Raw genomic sequence first — 16,514 nt, forward strand, 5'->3', positions numbered from 1 at the left:
ACCGAAACCGGGGTCCTCACAGAGTTCTCCGCCCACGGTGTCCGCTCCCGGTTCGGACAAAAACGCGCGGACGTCAACCACCAGTGGATCGACCCGGTTGTCGTCGCCGGCCCCTGGGTACTGGCGGGCCTAGGGGCCGTAGCCGCATTCAGGGCCCTGCGAAAACACCGCACAGCCTGACACCCGTTCCGCCACCGCGGCGGAAGGCAGGCGTTAACAGCACCAACGTGCGCCGCAATTCCTGCCGCGGTGACCGATGCGAAGTGGGCACCGCGGCTGGAGTCCCTGAATACAAGGGAATCCGTAGGTCCTGAGATATTCCGTGATGTTGAGATTCGCTCTGACCCAAACAGCGGACCATCGGCCCGTCACGGTCAATCGAGTCTGGAGGGCAGCTTCTTCAATGTCGCACATTGATCACAAGGCTCTGATTTCGGCCATCATCGGTCTAGTTATCGCACTCGTTCCGGCGCTGCTCGGTGCTCCCGAACTCGCGCCCTTGATCGGATGGTCTGTCGCCGGCTGCGTCTTCCTGATCTGGGCGTGGACAAAGGCGTGGCCCGCTGGACCGGAGGCTACGGGTGAACTCGCCCGCCATGAAGGTCGATCTCGACGGCTCGTTGACTCCCTCATCATCGGCGCGACGTTCGTCAGTCTCGTGGCGGTCGTCTTTGCATTGATCCGCAGCCAGCAGAAGGATTTCATCGGCGTGGCCGCGGCGATCCTGGCGGCTCTCGGCGTGGTGCTCGCCTGGGCTCTGGTCAACACTGTCTACGCCTTCAAGTACGCTCGGATGTACTACCACGACGACCGCCATCGCTTCCGCTTCAACCAGGACGAGGACCCGTCGTACAGCGACTTTGCCTACGCAGCATTCTCAATCGGCATGTCATACAACGCGGGCAATGTGAACGAGTCATCCACTCCCTCCCGCAGGATCGCCTTGGGGCACGCTCTGCTCTCTTACTTCTTCGCCACCTTCGTCGTCGCAGTGGCGATCAACCTCGTCGTCAGCCTCGGCCAGTCCAGTTGACTAGGACACGGGCTGGGTTTCGGTCCTCACTCACGCTACCCCTATCCAGCGCGACTCTGCGCGCCACTACCCAGGAGACAGGTAGAGCGCGACCAATGATATTGGGGAACGCCAAATTACAGCTATCACCGGCTCGAAGTTGAGGGCTGGCGGGAACTGGTCGAAGCGACAGCATTACTTGCTCCACGCGGAAAACCACGATGACTCCATCCGAGGAACCGCCGCAGTCGTTGGTCAATACAGTGGCTCGTGCAGAAGGATCCCGACGGCCGCCGGATGTTCCAGCACAGCGATGGATACAAAACCCTGCTCGACGTGTTTGCCGCCAAGAACCCGTAACACCCCCATCAGAAGCAGCGCCGGTGCCTTCTTGCACTACTAACTTTGGGGTGCCCTGGCCAGGGAGGCAGCGACCTTCGCTTGGGTTTCTGCTCCCTTGGGGTAAACCCGATCGCTACCTGAAGGAATAACCATTATCGGCGTTGGAAAAAATTGGCGAACAGTGCCCGCAAAAGGGGCATTTCCTCTCTCGACGTCGCGGCGTTTCCTCAAACAGACTCCGGAAATCAGATTTGAACGACCAGTGCGGCGGAGCCGATTTCCTTTTCGGCCTGGATCCGGCCGTTATCTCGTTGCCGGGGAATACAATCAGGCCTGCAGCGAGGACCTAGCCCAGGTTGCCCAGGGCTGTGGCTGGAAGATGCGGATGACGGATCCGACCGCTGCGACGATGGCGGACAACCGGGTCAGCAAGGCGCCGTTTATTGACTCACCACGGCCTGTATTTTCTGGGAACCAGGCTCGCGAGCGAGGCCAGGCCGCTGATGTGGCACAGCATCCCCACGAAGCCGGCGATCCCGTCACTTATCGGGCCTGTTGTGAGAACGACGCCGACGCTGAGAGCGATTACGCCGCCGCCTAGGCGCCACGCGCGGTTCGCCTTCAGGTTCGATTCGTATCTCGAAACCCCATATTTCCGCCGCTCTCCACCACGGTTTCCCGACGGGTTGGGATCAGTCCGAGTGGGTCCCTCAACGACGCGGCCTACTTCGTCCACCCATCGGCCCGTTCCTACTTCCGGGCATTGCGCGTGCACGCTCTCGTCGACCGCGGCGAAGTCTGCCGGGTAGCCACGGTAGCTGATCTGCGAGAGGCTGACGTCGAAGTCCACCTAGCCATCCGCCCAGTATGCGTCATAACGGACCAGGCGCACCGGGCGGTGCAGCCACTTTGATGGTCTGATGAACGCCGTCGCGCGAACGGCGACGGGCTGATCTGCGGCTGCGGGCATGAATCGATAGTTACACATCTGCTTCCGGAGGCCTGTCCTGTAACCGTTGAGCAGGCGAGAGCGGTCCTAGGTCGGATGCAGCGTTTCATAACCCTTGTGTCCCGAAACCCTATCCTTCTGCGAGATGGAATTACCGCCCGCGGCGGGGGTAGACAGTTCCGGCGTACGTCGTGCCGTTCGGTGGCCCCACTCATTCTCCCCGCCTCAGCCGATGCTGTCGCTGATCTCCTGAGCCGGCCCGGCGTCTTGGAGCGCGTGGCCTCGGGGAAGGGGCCGCGGGGTCCGGTTGCTGAGCCAGGCGTCCATCTGCTCGGCAGGGATGGGTCGTGACATGAGGTAGCCCTGTGCCAGATCACAGCCGTAGTCCGTGAGTCTCCGGAGCGTTTCTTTGTCTTCCACGCCCTCTGCGGTCATTTCCAGGCCCAGGCTGTGTGCCATGTCGATGGTTGAGGCCACCAACGCCGTTGCGCGGGCGTCGTCCACCATGGTGAGGATGAAGGACTTGTCGAGTTTGAGCTCGTCGATGGGCAGTTCCCGCAGGTAGGACAAGGAGCTGTATCCCTTGCCGAAGTCATCCACGGCGATCCTGACGCCCATGTTCTTCAGGGCGGCAAGCACGGTGCGGGCCCGGTCGCGGTCGGCCACCAGGACGTCCTCGGTGATTTCGACGATGAGCGCGGACGGGGACAGCCCGCGGGCTATGGTCATAGCTGCGACCTGGTTCGGCAGTTTGGAGTCCATGATTGAGCTGGCTGAAAGATTGACTGCCACGGAAAGAGGCTGGTCCCGGGATGCCCAGACTGCGGCCTGGTCCAGCGCCTTTGCCAAGACGACGCCGGTCAGGGCCGGCATCAGGCCCGCTTCGTCAAAGCGTTTTAGGAAGGCGTCCGGCTGCAGCAGTCCCAGGACCGGATGTTCCCAGCGCACAAGCGCTTCCGCGCTGCGGACTTCTCCTGTTGCAAGGTTGATTTTCGGTTGGAAATGCAGGGTCAGCTGGTTGTCCCGGAGGGCCTCATTTAGTTCCTGCACCGTGTGGCACTGGCTGGATCCCGGTCCCGCGTCCCCATCCGAATACACTGCGTGCCCACTGCGCGTGGACTTAGCGGTGTACATTGCCATGTCAGCTTTGCGCAGCAGCAGGCTCAGGTCCCCTCCATGCCCCGGAAACAGCGAAATTCCTATGCTCGCGTTGACCTGCACGGTTATCCCGCCCAGGTCATACGGGTCTGCCAGTGCTTCGCGGAGCTTTAACGCGACCGCTTGGGCTTCATGAGGCACGCAGTCGTTGATGTGGACGACAAACTCGTCACCGCCCATACGCGTCAGCAGATCGGCCGGCGCCAGTTGCCCGGACAGGCGCGAAGCTACCTGCTGCAGGAGCCGATCGCCCACGTCGTGGCCGAGCCCGTCGTTAATCTCCTTGAATTTATCCAGGTCCAGCAGCAGCACTGCGCTGGGCCGGCCGGCTGCGGTTGCCAGGCGTCCGGGCAGCTCACCGTACAGGGCACGCCGGTTGGGAAGCCCTGTCAGTTCATCCGTCCGTGCCTGACGGGTCGCGTCCAGCAACCGGATTCTCTGCCGGAATACCATCGGCAGCGCAGCCAGCGCCAGCGTGAGGCTTGCCAGGACCACGGCCAGCACCGTGACCTGCTGTTGTGTGGCCAGGATCAGGACTCCCAGACCCGCAAGTGTGGCAAGAGCCGGCACAGCCTGCACCGGTATCTCCCGGCTGCGTCTCATGGCTGGTGCGCCGCTTCGGCTCTGAACCACGGTCCAGCAGGCGATCAGCGCAGCGCCGAGCGCCCAAGCGGCGTCCAGCGGCGTCCCTACGACATAAAGATCGTTGAGTTCCAACAGGGCGTGCACGATGTCGGCCCCGGTGTGGATCAGGAGCCCCAGGACCAGCAGTCCCCACCCACGGCCCACGTTTCGTCCTGCCGTGGCCGCTATGGCGATAGTGGCGGCGACGAGCAGCAAATCCATCAAGGGGTACGCTGCGCCGAGGACCGCCGCACCAGAGTGTGGCCCCTCAAACGCCGAACTCAACACAGGGTCCAGAACGACCGCGAGAAAGGCCGCGGCCCCGGACCCTCCGACGACACTGTCCAGGATCACAGGGCCTGCCATGTCCCGCATTTGGCGCCTCACCGTAGCAACCAGGGCCGCGAACATCAGGAGATAAAACCCGACGTAGCCGATGTCCGCAGGGGAAGGCAGTGGTACGTTCTCACCGGCGGCCGAGACCACCACGTAGTAGATGGTCCCGGCAGCGTGGCACGACAGCGCGAAGGCTGCCAGGACGATCTCCGGCCGCTGGCCCTTCAAGCGGTGCACCATGAGCCACCCGACTGCCGCAGGCAGGACTACCGCCGGCAGGCCCAGCACCCCGTCAACAAAGAAGCTGAAATCTTTCGTGCCCCGGAGAATCACCCCTGCCGCGTATGCGGCGGCAGCGACAAGAAGGGCACCACATATGAACCAAACATCCCGGCCCCAGCTGCGCCGGCCGCGGGACCCCACGGCCGTGTCACCGTGCATCAACCCTCAACCCATCCATCCCGGCCTCCGCATATAGAGGTGTAAGGCCGCCTCCAGTCGCCACGGAGTCTGAGCCGGAATCAGTGCATCCAAGCACCGCGCAAGCAATCACATCTTGCGGAAAGCGGGACATCTGGCCATGGATGCAGCCAGTGAAAAGCCCCGGCCGCACACCCCGGTTGTCACGCACGCCTTGCCCAGCTGTCACGGTCCGGGGCAGAAGCGACGATATTTACAACGTCACTCTTATGTACACTGCGCCTGCCCGCTCCATTATCGAGCCAGATCCAAAACGATGAACCATCTGGCATCCACTCATCAATGACGCCACTCCCAATATGATGGCCGTGGCTGAACAGATCCACATGGCTTCCCTCCGGAATGAACTCAAATGCAGCTTTCATGGATTCAGGATCTTGGCTTCCAGTCACGAGTGAGGGATCCCCATCTCGCATGATTCCCGCGTCAGCCCATAGGGCACATCGGCGCTCACGGCCACGCTGAAGGACCCAGCGGAATGCCGCGTTACCAGGATGCCATGCCTGCCCTCATTCATGGCGTCCCCCTGGAGTAACTCGACGGCTCTTCCCAGGTCCTCGTTGACCAACCGCGGCTTGTCCCCCGTGACGTAGTACACACCGCTCTCCATGGCCGTGATCACTCTGCCGTACCGCCCTCTCTCATGCTGGGGACTTGGTGCCACGATGTCCGCCTCAATGCGAGGCCTTACCGAACCCGCGGGTCACTAGTCGCTAGTTGCATGCCTAAATCCTGCCCAACCACGTCTGACCCCGATGAGAGGTAAAACGCTATCGTTCCCGTTCCGGCTACCACCATCGGCGGCTCTCTAAAATCCTACGGCTGGTGACGCCGGGAGCGCCGGGCGGCACCTTTCAGTTCGTGCAATCTTTGAACCATAAAGAGGCCGCTCGTGCAATTCATTGGCATAACCACTGCCAGGAACCGGCCACGCACCAACCGCGCCCTGTTTCCCACTGTGCTTGGAGCGGCGGGTCTTCCGAGCCAATCCCCTGGGCCGGCCGGTTCCGCAATTGTCGAAGGGGTGTGGCGAAGGCTGGACGAGGCCAAAGACATTGCGCGGACTGGCCGGATGCGGAACGTGTGGCGCCGGAGCGGCTGGCCAGGAGAATCCGCCCCGCGTTGGCGATCTGCTCACGCATCGTGCCGGTCAATGCGGAGAGTTTGACGACGTCGCCGTGGCCGAGCGTTGCGGCCGCATACTGCTCAGCGTGGATAAGAAGTCACAAGTCCAGGAGATGGCCCGATCCCGGCCAGCGCTCCCGATGAAGCCCGGTTGCAGACATCCGCAACCGGGTCAAAGCATGGAACGCCCCCGTTTCCGTGACGGGGAGGGGACTTCGAGCAGTCGCGGGCAGCGCCGCCGCGCAAAATGCCAGGCATCCGCTCTAAGTCCCGATCAGTTTCCTGAGCTCATGCGCGCGGCTTCGCAGTGCTTCGGGATTCTCCTGCACGTCCCTTAGCGAGGAGCCAGTGCACTCTTTGACGGCACGCCGCATGGCTTGCAGGGTCTTGAATCCGCTGGCCTCTGCCATGCCCGCCAGGGAACGTCTCCGGGAGTTGGGGTCAGTGAGGAGATCGAGTGCCTCCAGGGTCCGGAGCATCCGGATGTACCCCTTCACGGGCAGATATTCATCTTCGAAGAGGTAGTACAGGGCTCGGCGGGAAAGGAACGAGTAAGCCACCACAGCGTCCACATCAAGGTCTTGGTTTCTGTAGTTCCTGTGGATGAACTTCTTGATCGCCGCCAGGCGTGCCGGTTTGAGGTCGCCCGCGGCGGGTTCTTCCAGCAAGGAACTGATCAGGGCCACCATCATGGACCTGGCCACCGGCCCGAGCCGGTGTACCGCCCGCTCAATTCCCGTGCGCTGCCAGTCCGACAACCAGGGAAGAAGCAATCCCCGGACCATCGGGTTCTCCCGGACGTCGGTCATTCTCTGCAGCCGTTTTACTGACTTTTCGTCCAGGCCAAGCAGGCTACGATCGATGTTGAGCTGCACCGTGGCCAATCCGGCGGGCGCGGTGAATCCGCCGCCGGAAGAAAGATCCAGGAACCTTACCGTGCCAGGAGAGATCACTTCTGAGCGTCCCGAGAAGTTGAATTCGGCCGATGAAGCCTTGAAATGGACAAGCCTTATGTCGCAGGAACATGAATCCCGGTTCCAGTAGCCAGCCACTGGCTCGTTGACGAGCTCGACAATGCTGAAACCAGGACCACACAGCGTTGAAGCGGTTGGATTGAAATTACGGCGCACCGGGCTGTCGACTTTTTCAAGCCGCATGGGAGTATCAACTGCAGTGCCGTACCAGGTGCGCCAGTGTTCAAACCGCTCTTCCGGATTCAGCCGGGCCGGAACGCCGTAGCGTCGGATCTGCCCACCTTGCAGTTCCTCCGGACCCAGCCCGCCAGCGTCATCGGCGGAGGCAACGATGTATCCCATGGAACCTTCCCGCTGTGAAGAACGAAAACCCCGGCTTGATCTGCAGGGACAGCCTGTCCAGTATTACTTCACCCGGGGGGACCTCCGGCGGCGGTCCCCCCGGCAGGCATTCGGGGGTACACCCGCCGGGAGGATGAGAGAAAACTATCAAACCATTCGCCGACAAACAATTCGTGCGCAAACCATGGGAGATGGGCACATCACTCCTGCGCAGAACCGCCTGATTAAACACGGAAGATGCCCACCTCCCGTGTTCGGCCTATCCGAGGCCTGCAGGTTCCTGGTGACCGTCGCCGTCGACGATCCGGCCGGTCACGGGCTTGCGGGAGAGGCAGACTTCCCCGGCTTCGGGGCCGGTTGATGTGGCAGCGGCGATGGCTTCGTGGTCATCGGCTTTGGAGTAGGCGTGGCGGAGGTGGACCGGTTCGATGGGTTCGCCTGAAAGTTTTTCCTGGCGTCGTTTGTAGGTCAGGTTCAGGGCTTCGACGATGATCGCGAAGGCCATCGGGCCGTAGATCAGGGCCTTATCGATCTTGACCTCGAAACCGTCGGCAATGAGGAACGTTCCGATCAGCACCAGGAAGGCCAGGGCCAGCATCTTTACGGTGGGGTGCCGGTTCACGAAGGAGAAAATGAACTTCGCGGAGAACAGCATGACGCTGAACGAGAGCAGGACCGCGGCGACTATGACCAGGAGGTTGTCGACCATGCCGACGGCGGTGATGACCGAATCGAAGGAAAACACCATGTCCAGCAGGATGATCTGGGTCAGCACGGCACCAAACGTCACGCTGCTAACCCGGCCCGGGCCGTGGGACTCGCGTCCTTCGAGTTTTTCATGGATCTCGGTGACCGCCTTGTAGACCAGGAAAAGGCCGCCGAAAATCAGGATCAGGTCCCTGCCTGAAAAACCCTTCCCGAAGAGTTCGAACAGATCGTTTGTCAGGCTGATGATCCATGACGTAGCGAACAGCAGCACGATCCGCATCAGCATCCCCAGGGTCAGGCCAAGGTTGCGGGCTTTGGCCTGCTGCTCCACGGGCAGCTTGCTGGCCAGGATCGAGATGAAGATGACATTGTCCACCCCCAAAACTATTTCCAGCACGAAAAGCGTAACGAAAGCAACGGCAAGGTCCGGTGTCAGTTCAAATGCTAAGTCCACTTACGAAGTGTAACCGACGTTATTTCCTGGAACAGGAACGGGGCAAATTCCGGTTGCCGGAATCTCGATTATCGGAGTTGGGAAATCAACCGAAGTGGCGGGAAAGCCGCCTTGCCATGCGAATTGCGGACGCTGACCGCCGTGGCCCTGCGGTGGTCGCGAAAATGGATGGTCGAGCGGGAAAGGGACAATGCAAGCCCGGCAAAGCGCCGACCCTGACCAGCACATTTGCTTATCAAAGGACTTGGTCAGGGCCGGCGCTGAGCGGGTTGCTAAGCAGCGTTTTCCGCGGTCTGGGCTTCTGCTTCGGCCTTTACGGCGATTTCCACGTCGTCAGGGCGTTCGTTGACGAAGTACATGATGATCATGCCGAGGAAGGGTCCTGCTGCGAGCGTGATCAGGGCTGCCATGAAGGAGTTGTCGGAGGCGGCGAAGACGGCGCCGACCGCCAAGGGGACAAGGACGCTTCCGATCTGCCACATGGCGTTGGTCATTCCGGCGGCGCTGCCGACGACGCGGCTGCTCACGAGCCGCGGTACGAGGGCCACGATGAGCGGAAGGTAGCAGTAGGCGCCGAGTCCGAGCAGCGGGGCAGCGATGAAAAAGGCGACGGCGTTGTCCAGCAGGCCGAAGACGACGAGCATGACGGAGAAGCAGCCGAGCACCACCATGGCGGGAACCCTGCGGGCGCCGTTGAATTTGTCGGCGATCCAGCCGATGAGGGGCTTGCCCAGGACGCCGAGGGTTGCGTAGATGGCCACGATGCCGCCAGCGACCATGGGGTCTATGCCGTGCCCTTTGATCATGAGGGCATTGGACCAGGTGATGAAGCCGTAGGTTCCCCAAAAGCCGCCGAACCCGGCAAGGGCCAGAAGAAGAAGGTTTTTGTTGCGCGCCAGTTCGAGGAGGACAGACCGGCCTTCTGCGCGGTGGGTGGCCTTGGAGACGACCGGGCCAGGCCTCAACATGGTATAGCAGACGACGCCGGCGGCGATGGAAATGCCTCCAAAAAGCAGATAGGAGGCGTGCCAGGAGTAGTGCTCAATGAGGTAGGGGACGGCGGTGTTTGCCACGACGACCCCGAGGGAAGTCGCGGAAGTGTAGATCCCCATGGCTTTGCCGAGCTCCTCGGGACGGAACCAGCTGGAGATCAACTTGATGCCCGCGGCATATTCTGCCCCGGCGAAGAGGCCAATGACAGCCTGGACGGCCATTCCGATCCACGCGGACGTCGTGGAGCCGAAAAACATCATGAAGGCTCCGGCGCCCACCAGGGACACGGAAATGAGGAGGCGGCCGCCGAGCTTATCTGTGAGGAATCCGCTTCCGGCGTTCGAAACGACGTATCCGATGTAGTAGAAGGTGGCGAAAAGGCCCAGGCTCGCCAGCGGCACGCCGAGGTCTTCTCCAATGAAGATGGATGCCGGACCCCAGGTCGAGCGGTCAACGGAGGTCATGGTGAAGGCGAGCCAGCAAAGCAGAAGTACCAGCCAGCGATAGGGGCTCTTGGATTGATCAATGGCGCTGGAGATTCGGGCAGGGCCGAGAGTAGTCATGTGTATCCCATTCTGAGGGGGCGTCGTTGCCGCGGGACATCGCGAAAACAAGAATTTGGGTGTGATGAATATAACCACCCTCGGCGACGGAAAGCAACGCATTTTGTCCGCATGGTGCCATATTGCGCGTAAAACGGACGTTCTAGATGTTGAGGCCGTCCCTCAAATCCGTGATGAACTCGTCAGCGGCGTCCCTTAGCGGGGGGAGGAAGTTCCTGGTCATGTCCCGGTCAGGGATAGTGGCCTCGTGGACTGAGGCGCTAATGGCGGCCACAACCTCGCCTCGGCGGTTTCGAAGGGGGACTGCGACGGCGCGTATTCCCGCTTCGAGCAATTGGTCAACGTAGCTCCAGCCTTGCTCACGAACGGTCGCCAGTGTGGCGTCGAGGTCTGCAAGACCGTTGGTTGCCGCGTTTCTGCCCGCGGAACTCCTGGCGTCTTTGAGGGCGTCGGGGGGCAGGAGGGACAGGAGAACCTGGCCCAGGGCCGTGCGCTCTGCCGGAACCCGGGTGCCGGGGCGAATGTTCACTATCAAGGGACTGGGTGCGCTGGCCCTGGCTACGTAGCGCAGGTCCATGCCGTCCAGAACGCCGATCGAAACCGAGGCTCCGAGCTTTCGCGCCAATGCTTCGAGGCGGGGTTTGGCCACGTCCGCGAGCGAAAGCCGGGACAGCAGGGAGTATCCCAGCTCCAGGACCAGGGGGGTCGGGGTGTAACTGCGCCCCTGCTGTTCGAGGTAGCCAAGTGAGGCCAGGGTCAGCACGAAGCGACGCGCTGCCGAGCGCGGGAGCCGGCACCGCTCGGATATCTGTGCCAGGTTCATGGCCGGATGACCTTCATCGAAGGCGGTGAGAATGCACAACCCCCGTTCCACCGACTGGATGACATCCGATGGACGCACCTCGGGGCGGGTGGGGGCCGCGGGTGCCATCAGGGACCTGCCGGGGGCTTCCCCGGAAGCCGGCCAGAGGGCGGCCGCAGTCCGTTGCGCGGCGGATTGGAGACGCGGAACGAAGTCGCTCTCGAGCACTTGGATGTTCACGCGCGTGGCGTGCGCGGCAATGTTCAGGGCGGCGACGATCCGGCCCTCCGGGTCATGCAGGGGAACGGCCACTGACCGGATTCCCGGGGTCAGCTCCTGATCGGCCACCGTCCAGCCACGCATACGCGCTTCCCCGATCCGCTCCCTCACGTAGTCCGGATCGAAACCAGGTCCGGGCTCAACCGCCGAAAGGTAGTCCTCGAGTTCGTCGGGAGCGAGGTCGCCCAGCAGGACACGCCCGGTGGCCGTGCCGTGTGCGTCGACGCTGGTGCCGACCGTGATGTTTGCGGTGACGATCCTGTCGGCGGCCACGCGGGCGGTGTAATACACGCGGCGCTTGTGGAGCACCGTCAGGGAGGCTGTTTCCCCAACCGCCTGGACGAGCTCGTCCAGATGCGGGAGGGCGGCATCGGGCAGTGGGTTGCTGCGAAGGTAGGCGTCCCCTATCGCGAGTACCCCTGGGACCAGCCTGTACCCCTCCGCTGACAGGCCCGCGTAGCCCAGGTACTCCAACGTTAGGGCGAACCTGCGCGCCGCAGTGCGCGTAATACCAACCAGCGATGCCACGTCCGCGACGGAGAGGGCCTCTTCCCGCGCACTGAATGCCCTGAGGACCGACAGGCCCCGCTCCAGAGAGTCCACATAGTCCGGGTCTGTGGCCGCGAGCTCTGCGGCGACCGGCATTGATGCATTCACACTCTCGAATCTAGACCATCGCCCGTCCGGCCAGTGGAGGTGCGCCGCCGCGCACTGCTTGACCGACGAAAGAAACCCATGCAACACTTCATTGACCGAATAACGCGCAAACGCGCGGTAAACGGACATCACGAAGATTGCGACCTACATAGGAAGGCCCCACAGTGCTCACTACAGAACAGAACGTCCTGCTGACCCGGACCGGCCCGGAAACACCCATGGGCCGCCTGTTCCGGCGTTATTGGTTCCCCGCCCTCCTCGCCGGAGAACTCCCCGGGGCGGACTGCCCCCCGGTGCGCGTCCAGCTCCTGGGCGAGAAACTCATAGCCTTCCGGGACACTTCCGGCCGGCTGGGCCTGCTGGACGAGTTCTGCGCACACCGGACCGCTTCCCTGTACTTCGGCCGCAATGAGGAAAACGGCCTCCGGTGCGCCTACCACGGGTGGAAGTACGACGTGGAGGGCAACCTGACGGACATGCCGTCCGAGCCTGAAGACTCCAAGTTCAAATGCCGGATCAGGCAGAAGTCATATCCCCTCGTGGAACGGGGAGGCGTGCTCTGGGCATACATGGGTTCCTCGGAGCAGATGCCCGACCTGCCGGAGCTTGAGTGGGCCCTGCTCGGTGATGGGCAGCGCTTCATTTCCAAGCGCCTTCAGGAAACCAATTACCTTCAGGCCATGGAGGGCGGCATCGACTCCAGCCACGTTTCCTTCGCCCACCGCTTCAACCTCGACGACGACCCCATGCACTCCGGAACGGCCGGCAATGAGTACATCAAGGCGGACACCCGCCCGAAGTTCGAGGTCGCCGAAAGCGACGGCGGCCTGCTGATCGGAGCCCGGCGCAACGCGAACGAGGAGGAGTTCTACTGGCGCATCACCCAGTGGATCATGCCCTTCTACACGATCATTCCCCCCTTCGGCACCCACAACCCCATGGGCGGCCACGCCTGGGTCCCGATCGACGACACCACCTGCTGGGCCTGGTCCTGGAACTACCACCCGACCCGCGACCTGCGCGAGGACGAACTCGAGCAGATGCGTAACGGCGACGGCATCCACGCCAAATACATCCCCGGAACCTATCGGACCCTCGCCAACAAAGACAACGACTACCTCATGGACCGCGAGGCCCAGAAGCAGAACAAAACCTTCTCGGGCATCGAGGGCATCGCCGCGCAGGACTTCTCCCTGCAGGAAAGCATGGGCGACATCGCGGACCGCACCAAGGAGCGGTTGGGCACCTCCGACGCCGCCATCATCCTGGCGCGGCGCCGCCTGCTCGCAGCACTGGACTCCATGGAGGACGAGGCCCTCCCGGGCCTCGACACCGCAGACCAGCGTGTCCGCTCGACGTCCGTGCTGCTCCCCAAGGACGTGCCATTCCACGAGGGTGCCCAGCAGGCCATCCAGGTAGTCCCCGGAACCGACTTCGTATCCATCTAGACCGAACCAACCAGGAGTTCCGCATGAAAGAGCACAGTTCCATGGTTGTGTCTTCGGACCCGGCCGCGATGCTGGCAGCGCCCCTTCCCGATGCCGTCAGGGCCGCTGTCTCGTTGCCTGATTCGACCACCACGGTCCAGGCGATGGACCCGGGACTGGCCACGAACGCCGCAGGCTGGCTCAAGGTGGAATCCTCCGCGCTGTGCGGGACCGACCTGGACCTGTACCAGCAGGGCCTGGGCCATCCCACAGTGATGGGCCACCACGTCATTGGCGAAATCGTCTCCATCACCCCGGTCATGCAGTGGGCGTGGGACGTCGAGGTCGGCGACAGGGTGGCCCTGGAGGAATACCTGCCCTGCGGGCGGGCCACCTGCGCTGCCTGCCTGCAGCCGGACATGTACCGTTTCTGCCCGGACGCGGATCTGTGGGGCGGGCAGCGCCGGGTAGGAATGCTGGGACTCCATGAGGGTTCCGGTCTTCACGGCGGCAACGCGGAATACATGGAACTGTCAGCCCGGACAGTGCTGCACAAGCTGCCCCGGGACCTGGACCCGAACCTCGCCGCGTGGACCCAACCCTTCGCCAACACGGTTGATTGGGTCATTAACATCGGTGGCGCCACGAGTGGCTCGCGCGTCGCCATCATCGGACCGGGCTACCACGGCATCGCCGCCGTGGCGGCCGCCAGGGCATCCGGCGCACACGAGATCGTCGTGCTCGGACGCAACTCGCGCACCAGCCGGGACCGCCTGGAGATCGCAGAGGCCATGGGCGCCTCCATCGTCGTCAACGATGACGCCTCATCAACTTCGACGGCCTTGGGCCGGCACGGCAAGGCCACCGGATTCGATGTCATCGTCGATACGGTCGGCCTTGGTGGACCAGCCCTCCAAACCACGGAACACCTCCGGAAACTGGGACGTCTGGTCCTGGCCGGACTCGGGGACACCCCCGTAGCAGAAGTGAACCTGAAGACCCTGGTGCGGGGGGCGTCCGGCGTCGTCGGCGTACGCGGCCGTTCGCCGCAGGCCCTCACCAGGAGCATCGAACTCCTTGCCGCCGGAAACATCGGCCTGGAACACGTGCCCAGTATTGAGGTCGGGCTCGACGGCGTCGACGAACTCTTCCGAACTTTGCTGGACCGGTCAGGGCCCAGCAGTCCGCACGTCGTCGTTCGACCTTCGCTCTGAACAGCGACAACCCAAGCTAAGGAGAACCCATGACACATCTAACGTCGCGCGCCTACTATAAGGCCCGCATCCTGCTCGTCCCCCTCGGGCCCTCGGGCGCGGCACTCGTCTCGTCAATGGCCGGCGCCGGCCTGCGGGAAGTCCTGGTCGCGGCACCGGCAAACCATCCCGACGGTGCACTCCTCCGGGCCATCGACGAAACCGGGACCCGCCTCGCCACAGAAACCCTCAGCGACCTCGCGGCCAGCACAGACATGATGGTATTCCTCGGATCCCGGCTCGAAGAGGTTCCGGACAGTTTCGTTCAGGCCATCGCCACTGCCGGGCGGAACCAGGGAACCCTTCTCGCGGGCGTCCTGGTCAGCGTCGGCGGCTGGGATTCCGAACCCGGTTCGACATCCATGACCGTGCTCCGCCGTGAACTCGACATGCTCGTCACCGTGCGAAAAACAGACCTCGCGCGCGACTTCATCGAAGTCCTCAAAGGCGGAACCAGGGAAGCCATTCCCGGCAAACTCTTCCAGCACCCCACTACCGGAGCCAGCCATGTCCACTGACACCTTTGACCTCGTTGTGACGGGCATGCGCCAGGAATCCGCAGGTGTCATGTCCCTCGAACTGGCCCCGCCGGACGGCAGCACACTGCCCGAATGGCAGCCCGGCGCCCACGTGGACATTGTCCTCCCCTCGGGCCTGGTGCGGCAGTACAGCCTGTGCTCTGACCCCCGGAACCTCCGGAAATACCGTCTCGCAGTCCTTCGCGAGACCGATGGGCGCGGAGGGTCCGAGGAACTCCACTCCGGGACCCGGCTCGGCACAACACTGACAGCGCGCGGACCACGCAACCATTTCAGTATCGAGGATGGTGCCGCCCACTACCTCCTGGTCGCAGGGGGGATCGGCATCACTCCCATCCTGGCCATGGCACGGGAACTCATGGCAGCAGGCAAAAGCACCCGACTCATCTACTGCGGATCCAGCCGCCAAACCATGGCGTTCATCGACGAACTCCAGGAGACCATGGGAGACTCCCTGGCGCTTTACCCCCGGGACGAGCGAGGCCGCGCCGATCTGGTCACCGAGATCACGAACGCGCCCGCCGGAACAGCCGTATACGCCTGCGGACCGGAACGGCTCCTGACCGACCTTCAAAACGCGACCGCCGCCACACTGGGCGCCGACGCCTTCCACGCGGAACGCTTCTCCGCAGCCAAGCCGCCCACCGGCACCGAGGAAATATCGGAAGCAGCGGCAGACGCCGCCTTTGAAATTGAACTGCGGCAATCCGGCTGCACGCTTGTCGTTCCACCGGAAAAGTCCGTTCTGGATGTCGTGCTCGAAGTGAACCCCTCTTTCATGTCCTCCTGCGAAGAAGGATTCTGCGGTACCTGCGAAACAAAAGTCCTCGAAGGCGACGTCGACCACCGCGACACCATCCTCTCCGAAAAGGAACGGGCCAGGAACGACACCATGTTCATATGCGTCAGCCGCTCCAAATGCCCCAAACTCGTTCTGGACGCCTAGAGTCCCGTCGCGCGTTATTCGCACACCGCAGGCCCGCCGCCGACCTGTCCCTGTACGCCTCCTTGCCGGCGGTCACGCTACGACCATGCCCGTCTTTTGGCCGCTTACCTACCCCGGCAACCGCACTCTGCGCGGACTGAAGGCTGGCGTACAGGGGCTTGGCATTCACGCACATCAACAAAATCGCAGGAAACTCAGCTCGATTCTGGAGCACGGGATTCCGGCAGAGGACGCCACGGGCGGCGTCCTAGTGCAGCCCGTCAGGCTCTTGATCAGAAAAAAGGCGGTCGTTTTGCAACGCTAGATGCCGCCCCGGCGGGTGTGGCTGAGCGCCCACGACCCGGTCAGCGGTGCTTTCGCACTGCTGTGTCGCGAGGCAGTTCGTCCGCCGCTCAGAGCATTGTGGGCAGTACTCCGCCGTCAGCCCGCACGGCAGCTCCGTTCGTGGCAGAGGAGAGCGGGCTCGCCAGGTAGACGATGAGGTTGGCGATTTCGTCAGGCTCGATGAAGCGCTCAAGGAGCGAGGTTTTGTTCCCGCCAATGATGGCGGC

The 16,514-nt window shown here is 62.9% G+C and carries 12 protein-coding genes and 1 pseudogene; 6 read left to right on the forward strand and 7 right to left on the reverse strand.

Features of this window, described 5'->3' with window-relative positions; translation table 11 throughout:
• Positions 1 to 180, forward strand: a pseudogene (locus tag ACFQ50_RS23185) (hypothetical protein); the annotation flags it as partial.
• Between the two features lie 223 nt (positions 181 to 403).
• Complete coding sequence (locus tag ACFQ50_RS23190) at positions 404 to 1,033, forward strand: DUF1345 domain-containing protein (RefSeq protein ID WP_377997956.1); 630 nt, start codon at positions 404 to 406, stop codon at positions 1,031 to 1,033.
• Between the two features lie 1,495 nt (positions 1,034 to 2,528).
• Here ACFQ50_RS23190 and ACFQ50_RS23195 read toward each other — a convergent pair.
• From ACFQ50_RS23195 to ACFQ50_RS23220, 6 genes are all read right to left on the reverse strand, one after another.
• A complete protein-coding gene (locus tag ACFQ50_RS23195) occupies positions 2,529 to 4,862 on the reverse strand; it encodes a putative bifunctional diguanylate cyclase/phosphodiesterase (RefSeq protein ID WP_377997957.1) in 2,334 nt (777 codons plus the stop codon).
• Between the two features lie 182 nt (positions 4,863 to 5,044).
• Entirely contained in the window at positions 5,045 to 5,266 is a 222-nt protein-coding gene (locus ACFQ50_RS23200) for a hypothetical protein (RefSeq protein ID WP_377997958.1), read from the reverse strand.
• 1,023 nt (positions 5,267 to 6,289) lie between these two features.
• The gene (locus tag ACFQ50_RS23205; protein ID WP_377997959.1) at positions 6,290 to 7,342 is read right to left on the reverse strand and encodes a helix-turn-helix domain-containing protein; all 1,053 of its coding nucleotides are present in this window, start codon (positions 7,340 to 7,342) and stop codon (positions 6,290 to 6,292) included.
• Positions 7,343 to 7,601: 259 nt separating this feature from the next.
• Entirely contained in the window at positions 7,602 to 8,504 is a 903-nt protein-coding gene (locus tag ACFQ50_RS23210) for a TerC family protein (protein WP_377997960.1), read from the reverse strand.
• A 272-nt stretch (positions 8,505 to 8,776) separates the two neighbouring features.
• Positions 8,777 to 10,060 (reverse strand): MFS transporter, encoded by a 1,284-nt coding sequence (locus tag ACFQ50_RS23215; protein WP_377997961.1) that lies wholly within the window; start codon positions 10,058 to 10,060, stop codon positions 8,777 to 8,779.
• Positions 10,061 to 10,202: 142 nt separating this feature from the next.
• Positions 10,203 to 11,798, reverse strand: coding sequence for an IclR family transcriptional regulator C-terminal domain-containing protein (locus ACFQ50_RS23220; protein ID WP_377997962.1), 1,596 nt, complete (start codon positions 11,796 to 11,798; stop codon positions 10,203 to 10,205).
• Positions 11,799 to 11,962: 164 nt separating this feature from the next.
• Here ACFQ50_RS23220 and ACFQ50_RS23225 point away from each other — a divergent pair, with 164 nt between their 5' ends.
• From ACFQ50_RS23225 to ACFQ50_RS23240, 4 genes are read left to right on the forward strand one after another with little or no spacing between them, the layout of a single operon-like run.
• Positions 11,963 to 13,246, forward strand: a complete 1,284-nt coding sequence (locus tag ACFQ50_RS23225; protein ID WP_377997964.1) for a Rieske 2Fe-2S domain-containing protein — start codon at positions 11,963 to 11,965, stop codon at positions 13,244 to 13,246.
• Positions 13,247 to 13,269: 23 nt separating this feature from the next.
• On the forward strand, positions 13,270 to 14,439 hold the full coding sequence (locus ACFQ50_RS23230; protein WP_377997965.1) for a zinc-binding dehydrogenase: 1,170 nt from the start codon (positions 13,270 to 13,272) through the stop codon (positions 14,437 to 14,439).
• A gap of 29 nt (positions 14,440 to 14,468) precedes the next feature.
• Positions 14,469 to 14,996: a hypothetical protein gene (locus ACFQ50_RS23235; RefSeq protein WP_377997966.1), complete on the forward strand. Its 528-nt coding sequence runs from the start codon at positions 14,469 to 14,471 to the stop codon at positions 14,994 to 14,996.
• Complete coding sequence (locus ACFQ50_RS23240; protein WP_377997967.1) at positions 14,986 to 15,963, forward strand: PDR/VanB family oxidoreductase; 978 nt, start codon at positions 14,986 to 14,988, stop codon at positions 15,961 to 15,963. The genes ACFQ50_RS23235 and ACFQ50_RS23240 overlap by 11 nt, the downstream gene beginning before the upstream one ends.
• Before the next feature lie 392 nt (positions 15,964 to 16,355).
• On the opposite strand, the gene ACFQ50_RS23245 is transcribed toward ACFQ50_RS23240, so the two are convergent.
• Entirely contained in the window at positions 16,356 to 16,508 is a 153-nt protein-coding gene (locus tag ACFQ50_RS23245) for an SDR family oxidoreductase (protein WP_377997968.1), read from the reverse strand.
• Between the last annotated feature and the right edge of the window lie 6 nt (positions 16,509 to 16,514).

The sequence above is a fragment of the Arthrobacter sp. NPDC056493 genome (genome assembly GCF_042795115.1).
Taxonomy (GTDB): Bacteria; Actinomycetota; Actinomycetes; order Actinomycetales; family Micrococcaceae; genus Arthrobacter.